This is a genomic window from Bacillus sp. NEAU-Y102, from assembly GCF_054788175.1.
Genome location: NZ_JBTWFK010000011.1, coordinates 23245 through 48393, shown reverse-complemented (window position 1 = coordinate 48393; position 25149 = coordinate 23245). Strand labels below are relative to the sequence as shown.

Annotated in this window: 25 protein-coding genes and 1 pseudogene; 23 read left to right on the top strand and 3 right to left on the bottom strand. The window is 33.5% G+C overall.

What is annotated here, in order from left to right:
• Positions 1 to 82: 82 nt before the first annotated feature.
• The 3 genes from ACYFX0_RS24015 to ACYFX0_RS24005 all read left to right on the top strand — a co-directional run bounded on the left by ACYFX0_RS24015 (position 83) and on the right by ACYFX0_RS24005 (position 7629).
• Positions 83 to 3199 carry an MMPL family transporter gene (locus tag ACYFX0_RS24015; protein ID WP_106081976.1) on the top strand — a complete coding sequence of 1039 codons (3117 nt, stop codon included), beginning with the start codon at positions 83 to 85 and terminating at the stop codon, positions 3197 to 3199.
• Positions 3200 to 3511: 312 nt separating this feature from the next.
• Positions 3512 to 5137, top strand: a complete 1626-nt coding sequence (locus ACYFX0_RS24010) for an ABC-F family ATP-binding cassette domain-containing protein (protein ID WP_016077543.1) — start codon at positions 3512 to 3514, stop codon at positions 5135 to 5137.
• Positions 5138 to 5655: 518 nt separating this feature from the next.
• Complete coding sequence (locus ACYFX0_RS24005) at positions 5656 to 7629, top strand: LTA synthase family protein (RefSeq protein WP_000808776.1); 1974 nt, start codon at positions 5656 to 5658, stop codon at positions 7627 to 7629.
• A 55-nt stretch (positions 7630 to 7684) separates the two neighbouring features.
• Here the strand turns inward: ACYFX0_RS24005 and ACYFX0_RS24000 are convergent, their stop codons facing one another.
• Positions 7685 to 8356 carry a TerC family protein gene (locus ACYFX0_RS24000; RefSeq protein ID WP_000346946.1) on the bottom strand — a complete coding sequence of 224 codons (672 nt, stop codon included), beginning with the start codon at positions 8354 to 8356 and terminating at the stop codon, positions 7685 to 7687.
• A gap of 181 nt (positions 8357 to 8537) precedes the next feature.
• Positions 8538 to 8762, bottom strand: a complete 225-nt coding sequence (locus tag ACYFX0_RS23995) for a hypothetical protein (RefSeq protein WP_000288051.1) — start codon at positions 8760 to 8762, stop codon at positions 8538 to 8540.
• Positions 8763 to 8804: 42 nt separating this feature from the next.
• On the opposite strand from ACYFX0_RS23995, the pseudogene ACYFX0_RS23990 reads away from it, so the two are divergent.
• Positions 8805 to 9266, top strand: a pseudogene (locus tag ACYFX0_RS23990) (TetR/AcrR family transcriptional regulator); the annotation flags it as partial.
• Positions 9267 to 9420: 154 nt separating this feature from the next.
• The gene (locus tag ACYFX0_RS23985) at positions 9421 to 9846 is read left to right on the top strand and encodes a WapI family immunity protein (protein WP_016077545.1); all 426 of its coding nucleotides are present in this window, start codon (positions 9421 to 9423) and stop codon (positions 9844 to 9846) included.
• 41 nt (positions 9847 to 9887) lie between these two features.
• On the opposite strand, the gene ACYFX0_RS23980 is transcribed toward ACYFX0_RS23985, so the two are convergent.
• Positions 9888 to 10715, bottom strand: coding sequence for a peptidoglycan-N-acetylglucosamine deacetylase (locus ACYFX0_RS23980; protein ID WP_000551449.1), 828 nt, complete (start codon positions 10713 to 10715; stop codon positions 9888 to 9890).
• Between the two features lie 217 nt (positions 10716 to 10932).
• Between ACYFX0_RS23980 and ACYFX0_RS23975 the strand changes: the two genes are divergently transcribed.
• The 18 genes from ACYFX0_RS23975 to ACYFX0_RS23890 all read left to right on the top strand — a co-directional run bounded on the left by ACYFX0_RS23975 (position 10933) and on the right by ACYFX0_RS23890 (position 25141).
• Positions 10933 to 11163: a hypothetical protein gene (locus tag ACYFX0_RS23975; RefSeq protein ID WP_001106986.1), complete on the top strand. Its 231-nt coding sequence runs from the start codon at positions 10933 to 10935 to the stop codon at positions 11161 to 11163.
• Between the two features lie 708 nt (positions 11164 to 11871).
• Positions 11872 to 12693 (top strand): MBL fold metallo-hydrolase, encoded by an 822-nt coding sequence (locus ACYFX0_RS23970; RefSeq protein ID WP_001067271.1) that lies wholly within the window; start codon positions 11872 to 11874, stop codon positions 12691 to 12693.
• Between the two features lie 188 nt (positions 12694 to 12881).
• Complete coding sequence (locus tag ACYFX0_RS23965; protein WP_016077547.1) at positions 12882 to 13271, top strand: VOC family protein; 390 nt, start codon at positions 12882 to 12884, stop codon at positions 13269 to 13271.
• 174 nt (positions 13272 to 13445) lie between these two features.
• Positions 13446 to 14393, top strand: coding sequence for a PLP-dependent cysteine synthase family protein (locus ACYFX0_RS23960; RefSeq protein ID WP_000635842.1), 948 nt, complete (start codon positions 13446 to 13448; stop codon positions 14391 to 14393).
• A gap of 198 nt (positions 14394 to 14591) precedes the next feature.
• Positions 14592 to 15275 carry a DNA alkylation repair protein gene (locus tag ACYFX0_RS23955; RefSeq protein WP_044782812.1) on the top strand — a complete coding sequence of 228 codons (684 nt, stop codon included), beginning with the start codon at positions 14592 to 14594 and terminating at the stop codon, positions 15273 to 15275.
• Between the two features lie 16 nt (positions 15276 to 15291).
• Positions 15292 to 15993: a nucleotidyltransferase domain-containing protein gene (locus ACYFX0_RS23950; protein WP_000802430.1), complete on the top strand. Its 702-nt coding sequence runs from the start codon at positions 15292 to 15294 to the stop codon at positions 15991 to 15993.
• 15 nt (positions 15994 to 16008) lie between these two features.
• Complete coding sequence (locus tag ACYFX0_RS23945; protein ID WP_001102493.1) at positions 16009 to 16554, top strand: GNAT family N-acetyltransferase; 546 nt, start codon at positions 16009 to 16011, stop codon at positions 16552 to 16554.
• Positions 16555 to 16587: 33 nt separating this feature from the next.
• Positions 16588 to 17088 carry a GNAT family N-acetyltransferase gene (locus ACYFX0_RS23940; RefSeq protein ID WP_000620322.1) on the top strand — a complete coding sequence of 167 codons (501 nt, stop codon included), beginning with the start codon at positions 16588 to 16590 and terminating at the stop codon, positions 17086 to 17088.
• A 15-nt stretch (positions 17089 to 17103) separates the two neighbouring features.
• Positions 17104 to 17625: a DinB family protein gene (locus ACYFX0_RS23935; protein ID WP_000653847.1), complete on the top strand. Its 522-nt coding sequence runs from the start codon at positions 17104 to 17106 to the stop codon at positions 17623 to 17625.
• A 70-nt stretch (positions 17626 to 17695) separates the two neighbouring features.
• The gene (locus ACYFX0_RS23930) at positions 17696 to 18634 is read left to right on the top strand and encodes a DMT family transporter (protein ID WP_000644594.1); all 939 of its coding nucleotides are present in this window, start codon (positions 17696 to 17698) and stop codon (positions 18632 to 18634) included.
• Between the two features lie 56 nt (positions 18635 to 18690).
• Positions 18691 to 19131 carry a GNAT family N-acetyltransferase gene (locus tag ACYFX0_RS23925; RefSeq protein WP_017763299.1) on the top strand — a complete coding sequence of 147 codons (441 nt, stop codon included), beginning with the start codon at positions 18691 to 18693 and terminating at the stop codon, positions 19129 to 19131.
• 197 nt (positions 19132 to 19328) lie between these two features.
• The gene (locus ACYFX0_RS23920) at positions 19329 to 20126 is read left to right on the top strand and encodes an AAC(3) family N-acetyltransferase (RefSeq protein WP_127726076.1); all 798 of its coding nucleotides are present in this window, start codon (positions 19329 to 19331) and stop codon (positions 20124 to 20126) included.
• Between the two features lie 15 nt (positions 20127 to 20141).
• Positions 20142 to 20831 (top strand): phosphopantothenoylcysteine decarboxylase domain-containing protein, encoded by a 690-nt coding sequence (locus ACYFX0_RS23915; RefSeq protein WP_017763297.1) that lies wholly within the window; start codon positions 20142 to 20144, stop codon positions 20829 to 20831.
• Between the two features lie 141 nt (positions 20832 to 20972).
• Positions 20973 to 21446 (top strand): tetratricopeptide repeat protein, encoded by a 474-nt coding sequence (locus tag ACYFX0_RS23910; protein ID WP_460271976.1) that lies wholly within the window; start codon positions 20973 to 20975, stop codon positions 21444 to 21446.
• Between the two features lie 12 nt (positions 21447 to 21458).
• Complete coding sequence (locus ACYFX0_RS23905) at positions 21459 to 22514, top strand: hypothetical protein (protein WP_017763295.1); 1056 nt, start codon at positions 21459 to 21461, stop codon at positions 22512 to 22514.
• Between the two features lie 173 nt (positions 22515 to 22687).
• On the top strand, positions 22688 to 23200 hold the full coding sequence (locus ACYFX0_RS23900) for a ribonuclease FAU-1 family protein (protein WP_001037871.1): 513 nt from the start codon (positions 22688 to 22690) through the stop codon (positions 23198 to 23200).
• 181 nt (positions 23201 to 23381) lie between these two features.
• Positions 23382 to 24137 (top strand): ABC transporter ATP-binding protein, encoded by a 756-nt coding sequence (locus tag ACYFX0_RS23895; protein ID WP_000218578.1) that lies wholly within the window; start codon positions 23382 to 23384, stop codon positions 24135 to 24137.
• Between the two features lie 17 nt (positions 24138 to 24154).
• Positions 24155 to 25141 carry an aliphatic sulfonate ABC transporter substrate-binding protein gene (locus tag ACYFX0_RS23890; RefSeq protein WP_460271975.1) on the top strand — a complete coding sequence of 329 codons (987 nt, stop codon included), beginning with the start codon at positions 24155 to 24157 and terminating at the stop codon, positions 25139 to 25141.
• The last annotated feature ends 8 nt before the right edge of the window (positions 25142 to 25149 follow it).

Sequence of the window (25149 nt, the reverse complement as noted above, 5' to 3'; positions counted from 1 at the left end):
CGTTCATTCCGGAAAGTGTTTTCAAAAGATTAGGAATGAATATTCATTCCACATGTGAATTTTATAATGGGAGATGATTCAAATGAGCAAGTTAAAAAGTTGGAGAAGTTTATCTTTTCTATTATGGATAGTTATTACTATTACAATGGTCGTAACGATGCCTAATATGGATAAATTAGTGAAGGAAAAAGGGAAAATTACAATCCCTAATACAGAACAAAGCAGCATTGCTGACAAGATGATAAAAGAGATGGATAAAGAAGGGGTTGAAAAGTATGAAATTATAGCCGTTTTTAATAGTGGCAATAAGGCAGCTTTAACAGATGAACAAAAGAAGGAAATAACAAAAACAATCAACGCCCTGCAAAATGAAAAAGAGCAATTAGGAATTAAGGAAGTTGTTTCATATTTAGATAATAAAGACTTGGAAAAACAATTAGTTTCTAAAGATAATACGACTATTTTAACGCAAATATCGATAGATAAAAAACATGGTGAAATATCAAAGGTTTCAAATAATCTTCATGAAAAAGTGCAAACGAAAGGGGTAAAAACGTATTTAACAGGAAGTGACTTAATAGCGGGTGATTTTCTTAAATCCTCTCAAGAGGGAGTGAAAAAGACAGAAGTTATTTCAATCATTTTCATTCTTGTAGTATTAATCCTCGTATTCCGTTCACCAGTTGTTCCGATTGTTTCTCTTCTTACAGTCGGTGTGTCGTATTTAGTTTCAATGGGGATTATTGCTCAGCTTGTGGATCAATTTAATTTCCCATTTTCAAACTTTACACAAGTGTTCGTAGTCGTCGTCCTCTTTGGAGTAGGAACAGATTATAACATTTTATTATATACGAGGTTTAAAGAAGAATTAAGTAAACAAGAAAATGCATTTTTGGCCACGAAAGAAACATTTAAATCGGCAGGTAAAACCGTATTATATAGCGGTATAGCGGTGCTAATTGGTTTTGCATCACTTGCGTTAGCGAGTTTTAAATTATATCAATCTACTTCAGCGGTAGCAATTGGTGTTTTAGTATTACTACTCGTATTAACGACTTTAAATCCGTTTTTTATGGTGCTTTTAGGAAAAGGAATGTTTTATCCAGTTAAAACATTTAAAGGTCATGAGGATAGTCGCTTATGGGGATTCTTTGCGAAAAATTCAGTAGCAAGGCCATTTATCGCTTTAATCATCGTATTCGTAATATCGATTCCTTTCGTATTAAAATACTCTACTACACTGAATTACAATGATTTATTTGAAGTGGATAATAAGTATGAATCAAAGATGGGTATTAACGTAATAGAAGATCATTTTCCGCCTGGTTTCTCTTCACCGAGTACATTAGTCATTCAATCTGATAAAAAGCTGGATGAAGGAACTTCTCTACAAATTTTAGATGAATTAACTGATAAAATTTCGAAAGTTAAAGGTGTGTCAGAAGTATATGCACCAACACGTCCAACTGGTGAGAAGATAAAAGAATTATATTTAAATAAGCAAGCGGGAGAATTGAATACAGGATTAGGAGATGCCGATGGTGGCATAAAGGAAATTAATGATGGATTAACGGATGCGAAAAATAAAATGGGAAGTAATGATTCAAATAGTCTTGCGAATGTTCAAAAATTAATTGATGGAACGAACGAGGCGAAAAATGGGGTATCAGCATTAGGAACAGCTTTACATCAATTATCCAGCGGCATAAACGGAGGTGCACAAGGAGCGCAGCAAATTGAGAGTGGGTTAACTTCAGTAAATAAAAATATAAATGTCCTATCCAATGCAACGTCACAGCTTCATACTGGTTATGCACAGTTAGAAAAAGGTTTAAGTTCTTACGATCAATACTTCGGAAGTATTGATCAAGCGATTGACGGTGCGAAAAAAGGATATGAACAAATTGAAATGTTAATGACCAATTTCGTTCAAACGAAACCAGAATTAGCGAATGATCCAAACATACAACAAACGATAGGGATTGCTAAAGAGGCACAAAAAAAATTAAGCGTACTTTCAAATGAATTAAATCAATTAGCAACCCAGCACAAAACGGCGATGAGTTCATTTAAAGAAGCGAATCAATCGTTATGGAAAGTGGATAATGGCTTAAAAGAAATGGGCATTGGAGTTAATAAGTTACAAAAGGGAGCAGCGGATCTTAAAAATGGATTAAATGAAGGTACTGCAGGTTCAAAACAAATTGCAAATAAATCAGTTGAGTTACAATCTGGATTAACGAAAATAAACGATGGACAAGGACAACTTTTAACGGGCCTTAAAGACCTGCAAGAAAAGATGGGGCAATTACAATCCGGTTTATCTAAAAGTACAGAAGGGCTTGGAAAAGTAAGTAATGGCCTGCATGACGCACAGAAATATTTAGGGGAGCTCAATGAGTCGAAAAGCTCTGAGAAGTTTTATATTCCAAAAGAAGTGCTAGAGGGAGAAGATTTCCAAAAAGCATTGAACACGTACATGTCACAGGATAGAAAAATTGCTAAAATGACCATCATTTTAGATGTAAATCCGTATTCCAAAGAAGCGATGCCAATTATTCAAGAAATTAATAAAACAATCGATGGCACTGTAAAGGGAACGGAATTACATGATGCGAAAACAGCGATCGGCGGAACAACATCTAGAAACGTTGATTTAAAAGAAGTAACAGGGCAAGATTTTTTACGTACAGCTACAATTATGTTAATTGGAATTGCCATTGTATTAATCGTAATTACACGCTCACTACTAAACACAATATTTATTATTGGCTCATTACTATTAGCGTACTTCGCATCACTTGGTATAAGCGAACAAATTAGTGCACATGTATTACATGTAGATACATTAAGCTGGAATGTTCCATTCTTTAGCTTCATTATGATTGTCGCTTTAGGAGTGGATTATAGTATTTTCGTAATGATGCGCTATAACGAGATCGAAGGGGATTCGGTAACAAAAATTGTAACTGCATCTCGTCATATAGGAGGAGTTGTATTATCGGCGGCGCTAATTTTAGTAGGGACGTTTGCAGCATTAATTCCATCAGGTGTGTTAACACTTATACAAGTTGCATCAGTTGTTGGCGTTGCACTATTACTATTAGCTTTAATCGTGATGCCGATATTGTTACCTGCTTTAATGGGGTTAACGAGTAAATTGAAGAGTTATAAAGAAAAAATAATAAATACGAAATAAGTGAAGACTGTAGGGGATGATTTCTCTACAGTTTTTCTATATATAAAATCTTAAATGGAAAATGAATCCAATGTATTACACAACGAGAAGTGAATGGTAACATGAGAAAGAGGTCGATGATATACATACCATAGCTAAGGGAATGGATAAAAACTATCCGATTTCATTGTAGAAAGGTAATCAACCGTTGCTATTCATCCAGCTTCTACTATATAATAGCTATAGTCTACAATAATTGAGTCGTAATATGCGATTTTTTAAGACAATCGGTGAGAAAACGCTGAAATAAGCGGTATTAGTAGGAGGACACAAATGATTACAGTAAGTAACGTTAGTTTGCGTTTCGCGGATCGCAAATTATTTGAAGATGTTAACATAAAATTCACGCCAGGTAACTGCTACGGTTTAATCGGAGCAAACGGTGCTGGTAAATCAACATTTCTAAAGATTTTATCTGGAGAAATTGAACCATCAACAGGTGACATACATATTACGCCAGGTGAGCGTCTAGCAGTATTAAAACAGAACCACTTCGAATATGAAGAGTTCCCAGTATTAGAAACAGTAATTATGGGTCACACGCAACTTTACAAAGTAATGCAAGAGAAAAATGCTATTTACATGAAAGAAGACTTTAGTGATGAAGATGGAATGCGTGCTGCAGAACTTGAAGGTGAGTTCGCTGAGCTTAACGGTTGGGAAGCTGAGTCAGAAGCTGCAATCCTTCTAAAAGGTCTTGGTATTGGTGAAGATCTTCACGACAAAAAATTATCAGAATTGACTGGTGCAGAGAAAGTGAAAGTATTACTTGCTCAAGCATTATTCGGTAAACCTGACATTCTATTACTAGATGAGCCTACCAACCACTTGGACTTAAAAGCGATTCAATGGTTAGAAAACTTCTTAATGAACTTTGAAAATACAGTAATCGTTGTATCCCATGACCGTCACTTCTTAAATAAAGTATGTACGCACATGGCTGATCTTGATTTCGGTAAAATTCAACTTTATGTTGGTAACTATGACTTCTGGTATGAGTCAAGCCAGTTAGCTTTAAAATTAACACAAGATGCTAATAAGAAAAAAGAAGAGAAAGTAAAAGAGTTACAAAACTTCATTGCACGCTTTAGCTCAAACGCATCTAAAGCGAAACAAGCAACTTCTCGTAAAAAATTATTAGATAAAATTACATTAGATGATATTAGACCATCATCACGTCGTTACCCATTCGTTGGCTTCACACCTGAGCGTGAAATAGGAAATGACTTATTAACTGTTGAAGGTCTTTCTAAAACAATTGATGGCGAAAAAGTGTTAGATAATGTGTACTTCACTTTAAATAAAGGTGATAAAGTTGCATTTATCGGTCGTAACGATATTGCGATGACAACATTATTTAAAATCCTTATGGGTGAAATGGAGCCAGATAGCGGTTCATTCAAATGGGGTGTTACAACATCTCAATCTTACTTCCCGAGAGATAACTCTAAGTACTTTGAGAACAATGACTACAACTTAGTTGATTGGTTACGCCAATTCTCTCCACAAGATGAGTCAGAAAGCTTCTTACGTGGTTTCTTAGGCCGTATGTTATTCTCAGGTGAAGAAGTTAAGAAGAACGTTTCTGTATTATCTGGAGGCGAAAAAGTTCGTTGTATGTTATCTAAAATGATGTTAAGTGGTGCGAACGTAATCACACTTGACGATCCAACGAACCACTTAGACCTTGAGTCTATCACTGCATTAAACAATGGTTTAATTGCTTTCAAAGGTACAATGTTATTCACATCTCATGACCATCAGTTCGTACAAACAATTGCAAACCGCATTATCGAAGTAACGCCAAACGGTGTAATCGATAAAGAAGCAACTTACGATGAGTACTTAGAAAATGAAGAACTTCAAAAACAAGTAGATGCAATGTACAAAGGTCAATAATATATAATGAAAAAACTCGCTCTTTTTAGAGCGAGTTTTTTTGTCGAGAAAACATAACACCATTGGTGGGGGCAAATGAATAATTATTCAAATATAATATTAGTGAACATGAGGATTTTTCATGTATGGAAGAGATGTAATGACTTTAAGATTTAGTTGAAGCAGGGGAATGTAAGGTGAGCAATATAATTAAATAACATTATTTTGTCATGTGAAATATGTACCAAAATTGGAGATAGAATAGTTTGCGAATGAGTTTATAAAGGTATATAGTATGGGATGTCATAATTAGTGGATGAATCTTGGGAGAAAACAGGAAATGTTACAAATTTATTTTATTAAATAGAAACCAAGGTCAAAATGTTTAAAAAGAAATAGTTGAATAAATACAAGCTTCAAATTATAATTACTAATATTCTTCATATAGTTAAATAAAAAAATCTATTTGAAGAAGAAAAATCGAATAGAGAGACAGACTTATAAAAAATAAGCCTTGGATGATCAAAAGAGGTGGAGAAATGAAACAGTTCTTATTAAAGAGCAAAAGTGTGTTAAGCAATCATTTTGGATTCTTTCTGTTTGCCGTTATTTTATTGTGGCTCAAAACGTATGCAGCCTATGTAACGGAATTTAATTTAGGAATTTCAAACACAATCCAAAAATTCTTGCTGTTTTTTAACCCGCTTAGTTCAGCAGTTCTATTTTTAGGACTTGCATTATTTGCAAAAGGGAAGCGATCTTATATTTGGTTAATTGTTATCAACTTGTTATTGTCGATTCTTTTATATGCAAACGTAGTTTACTATCGCTTTTTCAGTGACTTTATTACGTTCCCAACATTAACACAAACGAATAACTTTGGAGATTTAGGTGGTAGTATTCTTGCGTTGCTACATCTTTATGATCCACTATACTTCTTAGACACGATTATATTAATTGTGTTAGTTGCAACAAAATTTGCAAATCCAAAACCAATTCGTGTTGCGAAGCATAAAGTATCTCTAGTATTTGTAGCAGGTATTTTATTATTCAGTGTTAATTTAGGTCTTGCAGAGTCTGACCGTCCTGAATTATTAACAAGAACGTTTGACCGTAATTATATTGTGAAATATTTAGGGGCATACAACTACACAATTTATGATGGAATTCAAAGTGCGAAAGCATCGACAGAACGAGCATTAGCTGATGGCGATAATATGACAGAAGTACGAAATTATTTAACATCAACTTATGCAAGTCCAAATCCTGAGTATTTCGGTAAAGGAAAGGGAATGAACGTAATTTATATTCATTTAGAGTCATTCCAAAACTTCTTAATTGATTACAAATTAAATGGTCAAGAAGTTACACCGTTCTTAAACTCATTTACAAAAGATGCGAATACGCTATACTTTGATAACTTCTTCCATCAAACAGGACAAGGGAAAACATCTGATGCGGAGTTTATGTTAGAGAATTCAATGTTTGGTTTACCGCAAGGTTCTGTCTTTACAACGAAATCTCATAATACGTATCAATCAGCACCAGCTATTTTAGGACAACAAGGATACACATCAGCAGTATTCCACGGTAACTACAAAACATTCTGGAACCGTGACGATATTTATAAATCATTTGGTTTTAATAAATTCTTTGATGCGTCATACTACGATATGAATGAAAAAGACGTAGTAAACTACGGATTAAAAGATAAACCGTTCTTTAATGAATCTATTCCGTTATTACAAACGTTGAAACAACCGTTCTATACGAAGTTTATTACGTTATCGAACCATTTCCCTTATCCAATTGATAAGGCAGAAGCAACGATTGAACCAGCAACAACAGGTGATTCATCAGTAGATACGTACTTTCAAACAGCACGCTATTTAGATGAATCTGTAAAAGGCTTCATCGATTACTTGAAACAATCTGGTTTATATGATAACTCAATTATCGTTATGTACGGAGACCATTACGGTATTTCAGATAATCATAACGCAGCAATGTCAAAAGTAATGGGTAAAGAAATGAACTCATTTGAAAATGCACAGTTACAACGTGTGCCTTTAATCGTTCGTGTACCAGGAGTGAAAGGTGGCGTACAACATCAATATGGCGGTGAAATTGACGTTCTTCCTACGTTATTACACTTACTAGGTACAGATACGAAAAACTATGTTCAATTCGGTTCAGATTTATTATCACCAGAGCATAAACAAGTCGTTGCGTTCCGTAACGGTAACTACGTAAGCCCAACTGTTACTGCACTAAACGGCAAATACTATGATACAACAACTGGAAAACCTGTAGAATTTACAGATGAAATAAAGAAAAATGAACAAATGGTTCAAAACTCACTAAAATACTCTGACCAAGTCGTAAATGGTGACTTATTACGATTCTACACACCGGAAGGATTCACTCCAGTAGATCGTTCGAAGTATAACTATAACAATCGTGATAAAAACAAAACGAAGGTAAAAACGACTCCGGAAGGGGAAGCTAAATAATAAAAGGCGCTATTCATATGAATAGCGCCTTTTATTTGTAAATATACCATCATTATTAGACAGAACTAGCTGTTGCTTTTTGTTTTGCTTTTCCGAAGAACACTACACCAACAATGATCATAATGATAAATGCCCATTTAATGAAAGGGTTACTTTCGAAAAATCCAGCGAACCATTTCTCATCTACAATCATTTTTGCAGCAGTATAAGCTAAAACCGCTGCTCCAATCGTAATGATGACAGGAAAACGATCTACCCATTTTAAAATCAATGTACTGCCCCATACGACTACAGGAATAGAAACTAATAGCCCGATGATTACTAAAGAAAAGTTACCATGCGCAGCTCCTGCAACAGCGAGTACATTATCAATACCCATTAACGCATCAGCAATGATAATGGTTTTAATAGCAGACCAAAATCCTTCTTCTGCCTTAATATCATGGTCTTTGCCTTCAGCAATTAATTTGTAAGCAATCCATATAAGAAGTACACCACCAATTAAAAGTAATCCTGGTATTTTTAATAACCAAACGACAACTAAAGTAGCAAGAGCTCTTATAGCAATTGCTCCAACGGTTCCCCAAATGATAACTTTCTTTTGTTGATCTTTCGGTAATCGTCTTGCTGCTAATCCAATTACAATGGCGTTATCTCCGGCTAACACTAAATCGATTACGATAATTGCTAATAAGGCAGACAAATATTCAGGTGAAAGAAAATCCATAAATATATCACTCCTTATAATTAATATGTACTTATAAGCTATTCCGTATTAAGAATTCTAAGGATTATTTATTAAAATACAATCTCTTCAAATAGTAATTAAGGATTATAATTATGGTGCATAAACACTTAAAAAGATGGATACGGTACAATTCTGGAACCATCTTTTAAGTGCTTAATTTTTAATTATCATTTTTTGTTTGAAGATTTACTTTCGTATCTTTGATTATTACTTTTTTAGGCGTGAAACATGCAATAATTAAAGCCACAATAGATAAGACTAACATAAATACGTACGCATCACTTGAGCTATAGATAGAAGATAAGTTTGTTACTTGCATAGCTGATATATTTCCATTCTCACTAGATAACTGTGAAATGTGTGAAGTGGATTGAATTGTATACACCGTGATAATAACTGCTGTTCCAATAGCACCTGCTAATTGGCGAATCCTACTATTTCAAGCTTAACGGTTCAGAAAATCGCAACAAAAGCAGGGTTAAATCGAACAACATTTTATTTGCATTATCAAGATATTCAAGATTTACTAGACCAAATCACTAGCGAAATTTTAAATGAGCATTCAAATAAAATTGTTGATTTAATACATGCAAAAGATTTATCAGAAAAACAAAAGCTAACACAATTGCTAGATTATTTATATATTCACCGAAATTTTTTATTTATATTATTTAAAATGAATCAATTTGAGGAGCAATTGTTTTTATTTTTAAAGCAATTAATAGAAACGAGAAGAGAGAATACGAAAAAGAATTTACCTGATGATTACGTTGCAGTTGATATTAAAACAGCCTCTTTGGTAGGGATTATCATGTGGTGGATAAGGAATGGACTTCACTTTAGTTCAGATTATATTGCAAATCAAATTTATTTAATGTATAAAGGATGATATGTTAAAATCAGTCATATGTATTAGTAAATAAAAATCATTATATCTAAGAGTTGAAATTAATGGGAGATAGAAAGTGTCTTACAAGTTAAGAAAGGCGTATAAATTTCAAATTTATAAAGTAAAAGTTTTATAGCAAGAAGAGGAGAAATTTATGAATTTTCAAAATAAAAAAATAGCATTACATTTAGAGGTGGTGAAATACCAATTTAAAGATGCAAAAGAGGAGTGTGATAGAAATTGGCTAATAGTAAAAGCGAAACTGTCAGAAGGAAATAAAGTTTTTGAAACGATGGATCCTTTTCTACAAACGTTCGACTTACAGCGTATGAAAAAATGGTTTCAATCATTACCGAATCCTACATATACCGAACTAGATTTCATAGAGCCTAATATAGCGTTTGAATTAATGGGGGAAAATGAAGATGAGTTTCAAATTGTAGTCCGATTATCTCAGGAACTTACCCCTTCATGGTGTAAGGAAGAGGAGTACGAATTTTCTATAAGTATTACACAAGAGGACAGAGAAAAGATTATTCTTTTTATTGAAGAGCAACAAAGAAATTTCCCAAAACGATAAAAAAGACTTGATAACCTACTAGAGGGAATCAAGTCTTTTCATTACATACGATTATCATGCCAGAAGTTTAATGGGAAGTGTTCGTTCTCATTATATGCTTCTAATTCATATCCTTTTTCTTTCAGTCCTTTAATAATTCCAGGTACTGCTTTTACCGATTGTGGATGAATATCATGCATAAGGATAACTTCTGTTGGATTTGTAGCACCATGTAGTACGTTCTCTACAATTTTAGCAGATGCAGCATCAACTTGCATTTTGTTATATTTCCAGTCTAAAGAATCAATTGTCCAATCCCAAACCTTTAAGCCATTTTCTACAACTTTGTTGCGAAGAGCTTCGTTTAATCCTGGCATTGATCCGTAAGATGGGCGAGTTAATACTGGTGATTTACCTAAAACACCAGCGATTAAGCCTTGATCTTCCTTCATTTCATCTACATAATGACCTTCAGTGTAAAGTTTCTTGTAGTTATGAGTCATACTGTGCATCCCAACGTAGTGGCCTTCAGCATCTTCGCGTTTTACAAGATCAGGGAAAGCTTTTACGTTTGAACCAATTAGGAAGAATGTTGCTTTTGCATTTTCTTTCTTTAACATATCTAAAAGCTCAGCTGTGTATTTTCCGGGACCGTCATCAAATGTTAAGTAAGCGACTTTTCTAACTTGTCCGTTATAATGCTTTGGAGCCTCTTTCGGAGCAAGAGATGTTTGAATCTCACTTACAAGTTGAACAGATTTTGCTTCATCCTCTGTACTAGCTAAAGCAGTATGTACTGATCCTAAAGCGGCTTCGTATGTAAATAATACCCCCGCACAAACCAACATAGCCCTTTTTACCAAAGTTGTCATTCGAATTCCATTGTGCATAATTTTCCTTCTCTCTATAAAAGTTCTACTCTACTATATTAGCAATTATAGGTAGGGAAATGCAAAAAAACTTTTTTACAAGTGTAAAAAAGTTTGGCAAAAAGTATGCAAGATTTTAAAGGAATGTCATTTTGGAAGAAACATCACAAATGATTGGATAAATTGAATGGTGAATTGGAAACAATACAAGGGATATTAATTTTAGGAGGTGCTTTAATTGAATTATAAAAAAATGCTTTCAATATTAATGACAAGCATATTTACAGTAGGATTATTAATTGGCTGTAATCCAGCTCCAAAAGATGAAAAGGAGCCAGATCCAACGGAGGAACCTTCTGAACAAAGACAGGAGGAAAAAAATAATGAATTAAACAAAAAGGATGAGCAAGAACCAGATCCAACAGAAGAGCCATCTGAGGAACAAAAGAAGAAAAAAGAAAATGAGTAGTTGTAGTTTAATGAAATGTGTAGCATGATTTTGTAACAAAAAATACTTTTTAAAACATACAACCACTTTTCTTGCTTTATAAAAAAGTGGTTGTATAAAATTGTATATGAATTTAAACATTTCATGGATATGACTTTTGCTTTAAGGCTACTTTTTAATTCATGTAGTTTGTGATGTTTATTTCCCCTAAAATGAAGCTTGAAATCAATATTCATCTCTCGTTACAAACTCTTCAATCATCAAATTTAATTGATCCGATATTTCTATCAACAAACTTCTATATTAAATACCTCGTACAACATAATAGCACCTAATGCAGTAATTCCTTCATAAAGCATTATAATGCTTTTTATTAAAATCTTTCCTTAATTTAAGCCTAATATCCCCCTGATGTGTGTTAGTAAGTATTGTTGTGTTAAAATTTTGACAAAAACTATTAATTTATTCGTTTATTTTATGAAGATTTGCTCCTTCTTTTAACGATTAAAGGATTAAATATATTAGAAAGTTTTAATAAAATTAAAACTCTATTTTCTTGGAAGTAGGAAATAAAAAATTTATAGGAATTAGACTAAAGTCTTAAAACGAAAGGAGACTAATCATACTTTCGTATCACTTCATTTTCGTTCCAATTATTGATTCGAATATTTTTGTTTTTTATTAAAATATTGGTAAAGAAATAATTACATAAAAAAAAGGAGTGGGAATATGAATAATTATATTTGTACTACATGTGGAGTACAGTATCCCGAAAATGAAGAAGCACCTTCTCGTTGTAAAATTTGTAATGAGGAAAGACAATATGTTAATCCAATTGGGCAGTCATGGACAACATTAGAAACAATGCAAAATAGCAATTTATACAAAAACGAAATAATAAAAGAAGAAAGCGGTTTGTATAGCATTACTACTAAACCTAAATTTGCGATTGGACAAACAGCATTTTTAATACAAAGTAAAACTCTAAATGTTATGTGGGATTGCATTAGTTATTTAGATGATAAAACGATACAACGTATATATGATTTAGGTGGTATTCAAGCAATAGCACTTTCTCATCCACATTATTATTCTACACAAGTTAAATGGGCAGAAACATTCAATGTACCTATTTATATTCATGAAGATGATAAAGAGTGGGTGGTTCGTCCGAGTAAGCAAATTAAATTTTGGTCTGGGGAGCATCTTTTGTTATCGGAAGAACTTATATTACATCGCTTAGGAGGCCATTTTAAGGGCGGGACTGTTATACATTGGAAAGACGGTAATGAAGGGAAAGGTATTTTGTTATCAGGTGATATTATACAAGTAGTTTCGGATCAAAAATGGGTAAGTTTTATGTATAGTTATCCCAATCTTATTCCATTACCAGCGAATAAAGTTAGAGATATGGCAGAGAAAGTAAAAGATATCCAATTTAGTCGACTATATAATGCATTTCATGGTGTGGTGGAAGATGCAAATAAAGCTGTACAAAGATCTGCTGATCGGTATATAAAGGCCCTGCAAGGAGAACTATTTCATACGTAATAGCTTGTATTTCATCTCTACATTTATATAACTAATTTTATATGAATTTTATACGAAAGTCCTATTGTTTATTAACTTATAGGTCTTTCAACTTAGGAAGCTCACACTAATGAGGGATGTTAAAGGGAATATATGTAACCTATACTAATTACTATAAAGCTTTGGAAAATGAAAAGGAGGAGATTTGCATGAAGAATTGGGTTCAATTTAGAATTGCAAGACCAACAGATAAATTTGAAGAAGTGATAAGTTTTTATGAAACAGGATTAGGATTAAAACGTATAGGGGAATTTCACAATCATGAAGGATATGACGGGGTTATGTTTGGTTTACCAGATGAAGAATATCATTTGGAGTTTACTACACATGTTAATGGAAGTCCATGTCCGGCACCGACAAAAGATAATTTACTAGTTTTTTATATGCCTAATAAAGGTGAAATTGAAAAGATAGTGAATCGATTAAGTAATATGGGCTATCATGAGGTGGAACCAGAAAACCCGTATTGGATAGAGAAAGGAACCACAATAGAGGATCCAGATGGTTGGAGAATTGTGCTTATGAATGCATCTGAATAAAGAAACTATTATTATATGAAATAGAGTGTAACAAAATGATTTAGACATAAATCCCTACAGTGTTTGTAGGGATTTTTATATAAGAAAATCTTATTGAGAGAGTTATTAAAATGTAGAAAGATTTTGGCTAAGAGCAAATGTAATAAACATAATTTATGAAGGAGGTATAAAAGTATGATAGTAAAACATTTTAAAGAGTTTTCTAAACATGTTGGAAATACACCTCTCATGAAATTAGAATGCGAAGAAACGAAGAACCTTTCTATCTATGCTAAATGTGAATGGCATAATCCTACAGGATCAATTAAGGATAGGGCCGCACTTGGAATGATTAATAAATATTTACAAGAAGCGGACAAAAAACAAAATATTTTAGAGTATAGTGGTGGAAGCTTAGCGAGGTCAATTGGGTGTATTTGTAATTGTTTAGGGATTGAATGCACGTTAGTGTTAAGTTCTGCAACTGGTCAATCTCTATTAAATAAACTCAAATATTATGGTGCTAACGTAATCTTAGTTGATAAATGTAAGGGGTTTTACGCAGTAATTGAGAAGGCAATAGAGATTAGCAAACAAAATCCAGAATTATACTTTTTATTCCAACATTATAATAATGCAAATATAGTAAGTCATATTGAAGGTACAGGGCGAGAAATTATTGCACAAATGATTGGAAAACCAATACATGCATGGGTAGCATCTGCTGGTACTGGTGGAACTCTAATGGGAGGCTATACAGCAATAAAGAATTATACAAAAAATGTTGAACTACATTTAGTAATGCCTGCTGAATTGCCTTATGCTTCGGAACAACCACCAAATGATTTAAAGAAATATGCTGGATCAGGTGGGTTCGGCTTAGGAAGGAAACAACATTTCATAGAACAGGAAGAAAATTTGATAGAAAAACAATGGACTTATTCATATGAAGATACCCTGTATGAAATGGCACGTTTTTACAAAGATACTGGTATAAAAATAGGAACTTCTGCGGCAGCGAATTTATTAGCTGCTAAACAAATTGGGAAAGAAAAAGGTGCGAATTTTAATGTAGTTACAGTTTTTCCGGACGCAGGGTCAATAGAAGAGTGGTCAGATGTAAAAAAATTAGTTGAAAAATAGGGGATAGACCAAATGATAGAGAGGACCATCAAAAAACTGTATGTTTAACTGGTACAGTTTTTTGATGGTGTAGCTGTGCAATCTTTAGAAATTTCACATACCGTATTTTAAAAATAAATATAGGAAAACCGAAAAGTAATGTAGAATATATCGTACATACATATATACAGTCAACAGAAAAGATAAAGAGGTGGGTATATGTTACTTGAGGAAGTAATGCAGCAACTAGAGGAATATGGAACAGAACAAAATCGTAAAACGTATAAAAACCACGGAGCGAAAGAGCCACTATTCGGAGTTAGTTTTGCAAATTTAAAATTGTTAAAAAAGAAAATAAAAAAAGATCACGATTTAGCAGTTGAATTGTGGGAAACGAAAAATATGGACGCAATGACATTAGCAACTTATATTTTAGATCCGAAGAAAATAACGACAGAACAGCTTAATAGTTGGGTTCAGGATGTTGATTATTACTGTTTAATGGATGTTCTTATGACATCTATATGTACTTCGCCAATTGCAATAGAAAGAATGGAAGAGTGGACAAAGTTTAATGATGAATGGATTGGAAGAGCTGGCTGGTCTTTATTAGCAAATATAGCGATTAAAAATAAAGCGTTACATGATGATTTCTTCTCTCCGTACTTAGAAGAGATTAAAGAAAATATACATAATGAAAAAAATAGAAAAAAAGAAGCGATGAATAGTGCTTTAATCGCAATAGGAATTCGTAATGAAGACTTAGAGCGACAAACGATTGAAATTGCGCGTGAAATTGGAAAAGTAGAGGTTGATCACGGTGCGACATCATGTAAAACACCAGATGCAGAAAGCTATATAAAAAAAGCGAGAGAAAGAGCTGAAAAAAAGAAAGTGAAATAAGAAAAGAGGAACGGTTATGAAACCAATTGAAGCAGCACAAAACATAATTACATCACAATTTCCGAATTGTGATGTAGCTTTACTCGGCGGAAGCGTTGCACGAGGAGAAGCGACGAAAACATCTGACCTTGATATTGTAATAGTCGATCAAAGTTTAACTTCTTGTTATAGAGAATCTTTCTATAGTAATGGATGGCCTGTTGAGGTGTTTGTTCATAATTTTGAAACATATAAAACCTTTTTCAAAATGGATTGTGATCGAGGGAGACCGTCGTTACCACAATTAGTTTCAGAAGGGATTGCATTAAAAGGGGAAAAGGAAATTGTTGAGAAATTAAAAAAAGAAGCGAATGGTTTACTACATAAAGGACCAGATAAATGGACGGAAGAAACGATTAAGCAGAAGCGATATTTTATTACGGATACTTTAGATGACTTTATTGGTGCAACGAAAAGAGAAGAAGAATTGTTTATCGCTAATCTATTAGCGGATTTAGTACATGAATATGTATTAAGAGTAAATGGTAGGTGGCTTGGGAGTTCAAAATGGTTCATTAGAGTGCTAAGAAGGTATGATGAGCAATATGCAAACAAATTTGTAGCCGCTTTTGATCATTTTTATAAAACGGGAGAGAAAAATGAATTAATTCATTTTATAGAAAAGACGTTAGAACAGTATGGTGGAAGAGTGTTCGAAGGATTTTCTATTGGTAAATAAAAAGGGGAGAGAAAAATGAATGTACCATATGTTCAATTAAGAGAATTGACATTAGATGATGTAGAAGATCGCTATCAATGGTCATTAGATAGAGATGTAACAAAGCATTTAGTCGTACCAGATCAATATCCTCCGTTCACTCGTGAAGATACGAGAAACTGGATTGAAGCTTGTATAAGCCGAAAAAATGGTTATGAACAAAGGGCAATTGTTACTGAGAAAGGTATACATATTGGATGGGTAGACCTTAAAAATTTTGATAAAACAAATAAAAATGCAGAACTAGGAATTGCGATTGGAAATAAAGACTATTGGGGTAAAGGATTTGGAATGGCAGCTCTAAACAGCATGTTACATATAGGTTTTTCCCAGTTTGAATTGGAGAAAATTTGGTTACGTGTAGATGAAGATAATACACAAGCTAAAAAGAGTTATGAACATGCCGGATTTGTATGTGAAGGGTTAATGAGAAATGATCGATTGAGACAGGGGAAGTTCATTCATCGCTATCGTTACAGTATATTAAAAGAAGAGTATGAATTAAAAAATAATAACCTATAAAAATATTATGTAAATGAAAAAGGGGAAGATAAAATGATTCGATTACTTACAAAAGCGGATGCAAAACAATATTGGGAGTTACGTTTACAAGCACTACAAGTAAACCCAGAAGCATTTGTAACGACTTATGAAGAAGCAGTACGTCAAGAAAACCCTCTTGAACGCGTTGCTAGTAATCTTTCATCTAACAGTAGTTTTACATTTGGTGCTTTTAATAATGAAAATCGTTTAGTTGGGGTTGTTACTTTATTAACAGAAGAAAAGGATGCATATAAGCATAAAGGGCATATCGTTGCAATGTATGTAGATACTGAAAATCGAAGAAGTGGTCTTGCACGTGATTTAATACGTAAAGCAATTGAAAGGGCAAAAGAGATGAAGCTAGAGCAATTGAACTTAGGGGTTGTGTCAACGAACGAACCAGCCAAACGATTATATGAATCAATGGGATTTAAAACGTACGGAATTGAAAAAAGGGCTATAAAAATGAATGGTGTGTATAGTGATGATGAACATATGGTGTTGTTCTTTTAAGAGAGGAAGTTTAGCATGAAAGATCTCCATTTAGAAAGAAATATGGACCTTCAAGTAGCGATTTTGTATGCGACGGTTGCTGATACGTTTAATAGATTGCAAAGGTTAGTAGAAGGTACTGAAGAGAACGAACTATCCTATAAAGGGTCTGAAAATAATGAAAATAGTATTGGGCAGTTACTTCAGCATTTAGCAGTTGTCGATTTACATTGGGTGTATCGTTTCAAGGGAGAAGATGTTCCAACAACATTTGAAAATAAATATGGTCCTATGTTGAATGAAGTAGGAGAAATGCCGAGTTTAAGAAAATACACGTTGCAAGAGTTAATGCAAGATTATGAAGCAGTGCAAAAATTGTTTCATGAAGAATGTATGAAACTAACAGAAACTGATTTAACGCGGGAAGTTTTGTATGAAAAAGGGGAAACTGCGACTATAAGATGGGGAATTTGGCATATAGCAGATCATAATCGATATCATCAAGCACATATAAGTCGATTGAGGAAATTATATAGAGCTAGATTACATACAAGTTAAAGATTGTGAATTTTAATTATATTTATTTTGTTGTATAGTATTAGGGAGAAACTAAACAAGGGGTTTTACAATGAAAGCAATTGTTATAGGGATACTGGCATCATTTTTCTTTGCCTTTACCTTTGTTTTAAACCGGGCAATGGACTTAGAAGGTGGAAGCTGGATTTGGAGTGCATCATTACGGTATTATTTTATGGTTCCAATGCTATTACTTATTGTTATGTATAGAGGGAACTTAAAGCAACTCTTTCAATATATGAAAAACAATCCGAAAGAATGGTTAGTATGGAGTATCGTTGGATTTGGTCTCTTTTATGCACCGCTTAGTTTTGCTGGAGCGTTCGGACCAGGTTGGCTTGTTGCATCAACATGGCAAATTACAATCGTTGCAGGGATTTTGTTAACACCATTTTTTGCGGTGGATCCACTACATAAAAAACTTCCGATGAAGGAATTAGTTATGTCGGGTATTATTTTATTTGGTGTTGTTCTCATGCAAGTAGAACATGCTTCTTCATTAGGTATTCGTGAAACCGTTTTATGTGTAGTTCCTGTACTTATTGCAGCATTTGCGTATCCTCTTGGAAATCGAAAAATGATGCAAGTTTGTAAAGGGGAATTAGATGTATTTCAGCGGGTACTCGGTATGACATTAGCAAGTTTACCATTTTGGTTTTTATTATCTGGTTACGAAGTATCAACTGGCGGATTACCGTCAAGTAGCCAAGTTTTTCAATGTTTTATTGTAGCAGTTAGTTCGGGGTTAATCGCGACAGTATTATTTTTCTTTGCAACAGATCTTGTGAAAGATGATCCACAAAAACTAGCAACAGTGGAAGCGACGCAGTCTGGTGAAGTTTTATTTGCGCTAGTAGGAGAGCTGATCTGGTTATCTGCACCAATTCCGTCATCATTATCTTGGATTGGTATGAGTCTCGTTATTATTGGGATGATACTTCATAGTTATGTAGCTGTCGTTGTAAAAAAAGAAGAAAAAATAACGGCGTAATGAGACTAGCTCTTTTTATTAAGAGCTAGTATTTTTTCGTAGAAAGGGATGAAAGTATGAATTTACAACGTGTTGAACAACTTGAAAAAGATTCAATATTAAATGTGCTACAATATGCCGTCGGTCCAAATGAAATAAGCTTAAAGAAAGCAGTATTACTTTATCAAAATAATAAAGGGACTTTGTACAAATATGAAGAAAAAGCTTGTATAGGTATAGAAGTAATCGGAGCAACTAAAGCACGAGTATGTCATATAGCAGTGGATCCAGATTATCGTCAAAAAGGAATTGCACTGCAAATGATTAAAGAGGTTGTAAGAATATATCAATTGACTTATATAGAAGCAGAGACAGACGATGGGGCGGTAGAATTTTATAAAAGAATTGGTTTTCGAGTTAAAAGTTTAGGAGAAAAATATAAGGAAATCGAAAGATTTCATTGTTATTTGGAAAAATATTATAAAAATATGCATATGGAGTATAGTCTGAAAAAATAAGATCTACATTTTTCTTCATTTCAAAAAACTCTCGTTCATCATTATCTACGATTTTAATAGAGTTTTGAGTCTTCAGTATAATAATATACATATTTTTGTAGTAATGAATATGATTAAGTTAAAAATTAAGAAAAATATGATAATATATTTATATAAAAGTTTAAATTTACATGGCTAGTGGGGGAACCAATATGAAAATGAATGATATAGTAGCAAGTACAAAATTTCCAAATACAATCGAAACAATAACAAAAGATTTAAAAGCATTAGGAATCGAAAAAGGAATGACAATTATCGTTCATTCATCACTAAGTTCTATCGGGTGGATATCTGGTGGTGCGGTTGCCGTAGTAGAAGCATTAATGAAAGTTGTTACGGAAGAAGGAACGATAATAATGCCAACGCAATCTTCGGATTTATCCGATCCGAAACATTGGTCAAGACCACCTGTACCGGAAGACTGGTGGCAAATTATCCGAGATAACGTCCCGGCATTTGATTCACGTATAACCCCAACAAGGGGAATGGGTGAAATAGTTGAATGTTTTCGTACATATCCGAATGTAGTACGTAGTAATCATCCGTTAGGAAGTTTTGCTGCATGGGGAAAACATGCAGTAGAAATAACAATGAACCATTCGTTATCAATGAGCTTTGGAGAAGAATCTCCATTAAGAAAAATATATGATTTAGACGGGTACGTATTATTAATTGGTGTTGGATATGATTCCAATACGTCTGTTCATTTATCCGAGGTGCGTACTGGTGCATGTGAGTTAATACAAGTAGGAGCACCTATTATAGAAAACGGTGAGAGAGTGTGGAAAGAGTTTGTTGAAATGGATTACGAATCTGAGAAGTTTGTTGAAATTGGTGTGGAGTTTGAGCGAAAAGGAACTGTAAAAAACGGGAAGATAGGGAATGCAACGTGTCGTCTAATGAAACAGCGTGATATAGTTGACTTTGGAACCGAATGGTTTCGTAAGAAAAATTAGTAAGGGATGGTTACAATGAAGGGGAAAAAGGTATTAATTACGAGCGGTGGTTGTCTAGAAAAATGGGATCAAGTACGCGGGCATACGAATATGGCTAAAGGTACAATCGGAAGGATAATGGCAGAAGAACTTCTAGCTAAAGGGGCACATGTTATATATTTACACGGTTATTTTGCGGAGAAACCGAGCGATGTACATAGAGGGTTAGAATTACATCCATTTGAAGGAATTGTTGATTTGCAAGATAAAATGAAAAGTATCATCACACATGAAAAGGTTGATGCGGTCATTATGGCCGCGGCTGGATCAGATTGGATTGTGGAGAAGATTTGTGATCAAGATGGTAATGTTCTTAATATGAACGGAAAAATTTCAAGTGATATAGCACCGATTATTCACTTTCAAAAGGCTCCAAAAGTATTAAAACAAATAAAAGAATGGGATCCAGAAACAGTACTTGTTGGTTTTAAACTTGAAAGTGATTTAAATGAAGAAGAACTATTTGAAAGAGCGAAAAATAGAATGAAAGAAGCAAGGGCGAATGTAATGATTGCGAATTCACCACATTCTTTATATTCGCGCGGAGCTGTACATTATGTAATTGGACAGGATGGTAAAGGGAAGTTGTGTAATGGGAAAGATGAAACAGCGAAAGAAATTGTCAAAAGCTTAGAGATATTATGTAATCGTGTTACTGCTTTTTAAAATTAAGTTTTTAGATAAGAATGAATCCGCATAGTAATAAGTAAGCGAAACTTTAATTGGTGGGAATTTTACTTTTACACGAATGTGAAGCGTATACCAATCAAGAGCTATACACAGAATAATTGGTGAGGAGTGGATTCTATGGAACATTTATTAAAGCAAGCTATTAAACTTAGAAATGAAAAGAAATATGCGCAGTCTAAAGAGATGCTTATAGGATTAACAAACTTTACAAAGGATGCAGAAGTACTGTATCAGTGTGCGTGGATACATGATGTAATGGGGCTAGAAACAGAAGCAATTCCGTATTATGAGCAAGCAATCGCAAATGGACTTGATGGCGAATCACTTTGCGGTGCTTATATTGGTTTAGGAAGTATATATCGTTGTATAGGGGAATATGAAAAGGCAATTACAGTATTAGCAGCTGGGGTGAAAAAATTCCCAGAGAACGATCCAATGAAAGTATTTTTATCATTAGCAAAATATAATGTAAACGATCACGAATCAGCTATGAAATTATTACTTGAAACTGTCGTGAAAGTAGAGGAAGTAAAAGAATTTGAGCGTGCCATTTCATTTTATAAAGACCATTTAAATGAGGTTTTTAAATAAAGGAGTGAACGTATGAATGTTACACTATCGCGAAGGCGAAAAGGTATTTGGATTGGACTCGTCTCTTTAATAATACTATCAAACTACTTATTGTATGCCCTTCCAATAGTACCAGCTGCGCCGAAAGAAGTTGTGCTTGGGTCATTATTAGATTGCATGTTTGTCATTCCAATCATCACGTATTTCTTCATTATTCGAAAAAGATACTCGTTAACGTATATATTTCCTGTTGTAATAGCTGGATATATTTTTGCAAGATTTATTATTCCAAGTTACTATTTACAAGCTTTTTCATTCATCTCTTATATTATTGTTGCGGCTGAAATTGCATTTGTAGGTCTAGAATTATTCCTTCTCTATAAAATTGTTAGAGTGCTTCCTAAAATAATAAAAAAATATAAAAAACATAGAAGAGAAAATTATTCCTTTTCTTATGCGATTGATGCAGCATTTGAAGCTACTATGAAAAGAAATAAATTAATAGATATCATTGTAACGGAGTGTAAGTTAATCTATTATGCATTTTTATCGTGGCGTGAAAAAGTACCAGAAGGTGAATCCGTATACTCATATCACAAAAAGACTGGTGCAATAGGTGTATATATCATGATCATCCATGCGACCTTAATAGAAAGTATCGGTTTTCATTATTTGTTTCATCAATGGAATCCGGTTGTAGCATGGGTGTTACTTATTTTAAATGTATATGCAATGTTTTATTTTTTAGCTGAAATACAAGCAATGCGTAAAAATCCACTTGTCGTAACAGAAGAACAAGTAATCATTCAAATTGGATTAGGAAAGAAAATTGTTATACCATTTACACAAATTGATAATATTGCGTTCTACAAGGGTGAAGTGCTATCGGCAAAAGAAGGGAAACAGATATTGGATGCAACTGTTATGGAGTTCATAAAAGAACCTGCTACTTTTGAAATAACATTAAAAGAGCCAGTGAAAGCACAGTTGTTATATGGCTTTTCTAAAACAGTAAGTCGTGTTCACTTAAATGTTGATGAAGAACGAAAATTTTATGATGCGGTTAAGGAAAAGTTAAAACATGAGTAATAGTGCTGTTAGTTACATAAAAACAAATAAACTTCCGTTAGAAGTGAAAAACTCTTTCTAAATAAGAAGGAGTTTTTCTTGTATAAATCATTATATAAAAAACTATATACTTCTTTATCACTATATAAATGGATATAATTGAGGATAGAACTAGTGTAAGGGGAAACAAAATAATGAATAAGTTACTTACATCGAAAATTGAAATTATAGAAAGAAAAATCCGATATAACTCAACAATAGTAGATCACAAGTGTTTATTACTTGAAAAGCAATCACAAAGTATTGTTTTATTTCACGAGGTGCAGTATTCATTTACAATGACTGCAAATGATACTAAGTTAACAATCCCAAAAGGGAGTTATACAATCGCATATTACTGGAAAGATTGTCCGTACAATTTATACGTATGGAGAGATATAAAAGGGAAGTATTTAGGTTCCTATTTTAATATCGTAAAAAATACACAAATAAAAGACGAAGTGGTTTCCTTCGAAGATTTAATCATTGATATTATGGTACTTCCAAATGGAGAATACTTCATATTAGATGAGGATGAATTACCAGAACCATTAGGAAATTTCGAAGGTGGTTATGTGAAGGAAGCTCTTTATATATTAATGGATACAATTAAAACGTTCCTTCCAAAAATAATAAAAGGGACTGCTGATATCTTTAAAAATAAATAATGTTCGCTAAAACCCAGTTGACTTATCGGAAATATTTGTATAATATGTACTTAATTCCATAACGTATTGCTGATTGGAGAAACCAAAGGCATTTTATCTGTTGATAAAATGCCTTTGGTTTTTTTATTGCACAAATACTGAATCTGTTCATTTATATGAATCATTTTAAGGAGGGGAAGAAATGACTGTTTCAATTGATGGGGTATCAAAATATTTTTTGAAACAAACTGGTACTGTTCAAGTATTAGAGAATATTAATTTTCAATTAGAGAAAGGGGATTTTGTTACAGTAATTGGTCCGAGTGGGTGCGGAAAAAGTACATTACTAAAAATTGTTGCAGGTCTAGATAATGATTTTGAAGGTGAAGTTATTATTGACGGGGAGCCTATCTTAAAAACGAGCAAGAAACAAGGTTTTATTTTTCAAGAGCATAGGCTTTTTCCATGGTTAACAGTTGAAGAAAATATAGCGGCAGATTTGTCGTTAAAAGATAAGTATGTGAAAGATAAGGTGAGAGAATGGGTTGAAATCGTTCGGTTAGATGGCTTTGAAAAATCGTATCCGAAAGAAATTTCAGGCGGGATGTCACAACGTGTTGCGATAGCGAGAGCGTTATTAAGAGATCCGAATGTATTATTACTTGATGAACCTTTTGGAGCGCTGGACGCTTTTACTCGAAGTCATTTACAAGAAGTATTGCTGAATATTTGGGAGCAGAAGAAAACAACAATGATATTCGTTACACATGATATAGACGAAGCGATATATCTTTCAAACCGAATTATCATTATGAGTGCAAAACCAGGGAAAATACATAAAGTGATTGAAAATAATTTGCCTTATCCGCGAAATAAAACTTCTCAATCGTTCCAACAACTTCGAACGAAAGTATTACAGCAGTTTGAATATGGAGGGTTGATTCAAACAAGTATATAGGAAAAGGGTGATTTTATATGTATAAAAAATTTAAAGTTCTTTCTTTTGCTTTAGCTATATCAGTATTTTTATTAGGATGTGAAAAAAGTACAGTAAGTAGTAAGAAAGAAGATGTAACAATACAAATTGGTATACAGCAAGGATTAAGCCCGCTATTACTAGCAAAGAAAAAGGGATGGTTTGAAGAGGAGTTTAAAAAAGAAGGAGTTAAAGTGAAATGGACAGAGTTCCAAAGTGGACCTCCTTATTTTGAAGCAATCGCATCAAACCGGTTAGACTTTGGTGAAGTAGGGAATTCTCCAGTCATTTCAGCGCAAGCAGCAGGTATTGGATTTACCGAAATCGCCAATACAAGTTATGCGAGAAAAGGAACTGGAATTCTCGTTCAAAAAGATAGCAAGATTGCGAGTGTAAAAGATTTAAAAGGTAAAAAAATTGCAGTAGCAAAAGGAAGTAGTGCCTTTAATTTATTGTATCGAGCACTTGATAAAGAAGGTATTGATGCAAAAGATGTAAATGTCATTCAATTACAACCAGATGAAGCGCAGCCTGCATTCGAATCAGGATCAGTAGATGCATGGGCGATTTGGGACCCTTTCATATCATTACATACGTTAAATAAAGGTGCGAAGGTGATTGCAGACGGTGAAACATTAAATGTCTCTTCACCAGAATTTTTAATTACGAGGACAAAATTTGCGAAAGAACATCCAGAATTAGTTGAGAAATTCCTCAAAGTTTATGAGAAAGCACGTGTATGGCAAGATGCTAACTTAGATGACGCAATAAAAGTATACACTTCTGTAAAAAAGATAGATGCAGAGATTGTAAAAGAAGTGTTTAATCACGACAAACCAATTTTAGTTCCGGTAACGAAGGAAATAATAGCAGAACAACAAAAGACAGCGGATTTTCAATATAAGCTCGGTTCTATAAAGAAAGAAATTAAGACGGAAAAAGTTGTAGATAATTCTTTCGTAGAAAAAGGATTGAAAGCGAAGTGAAAAGAGGT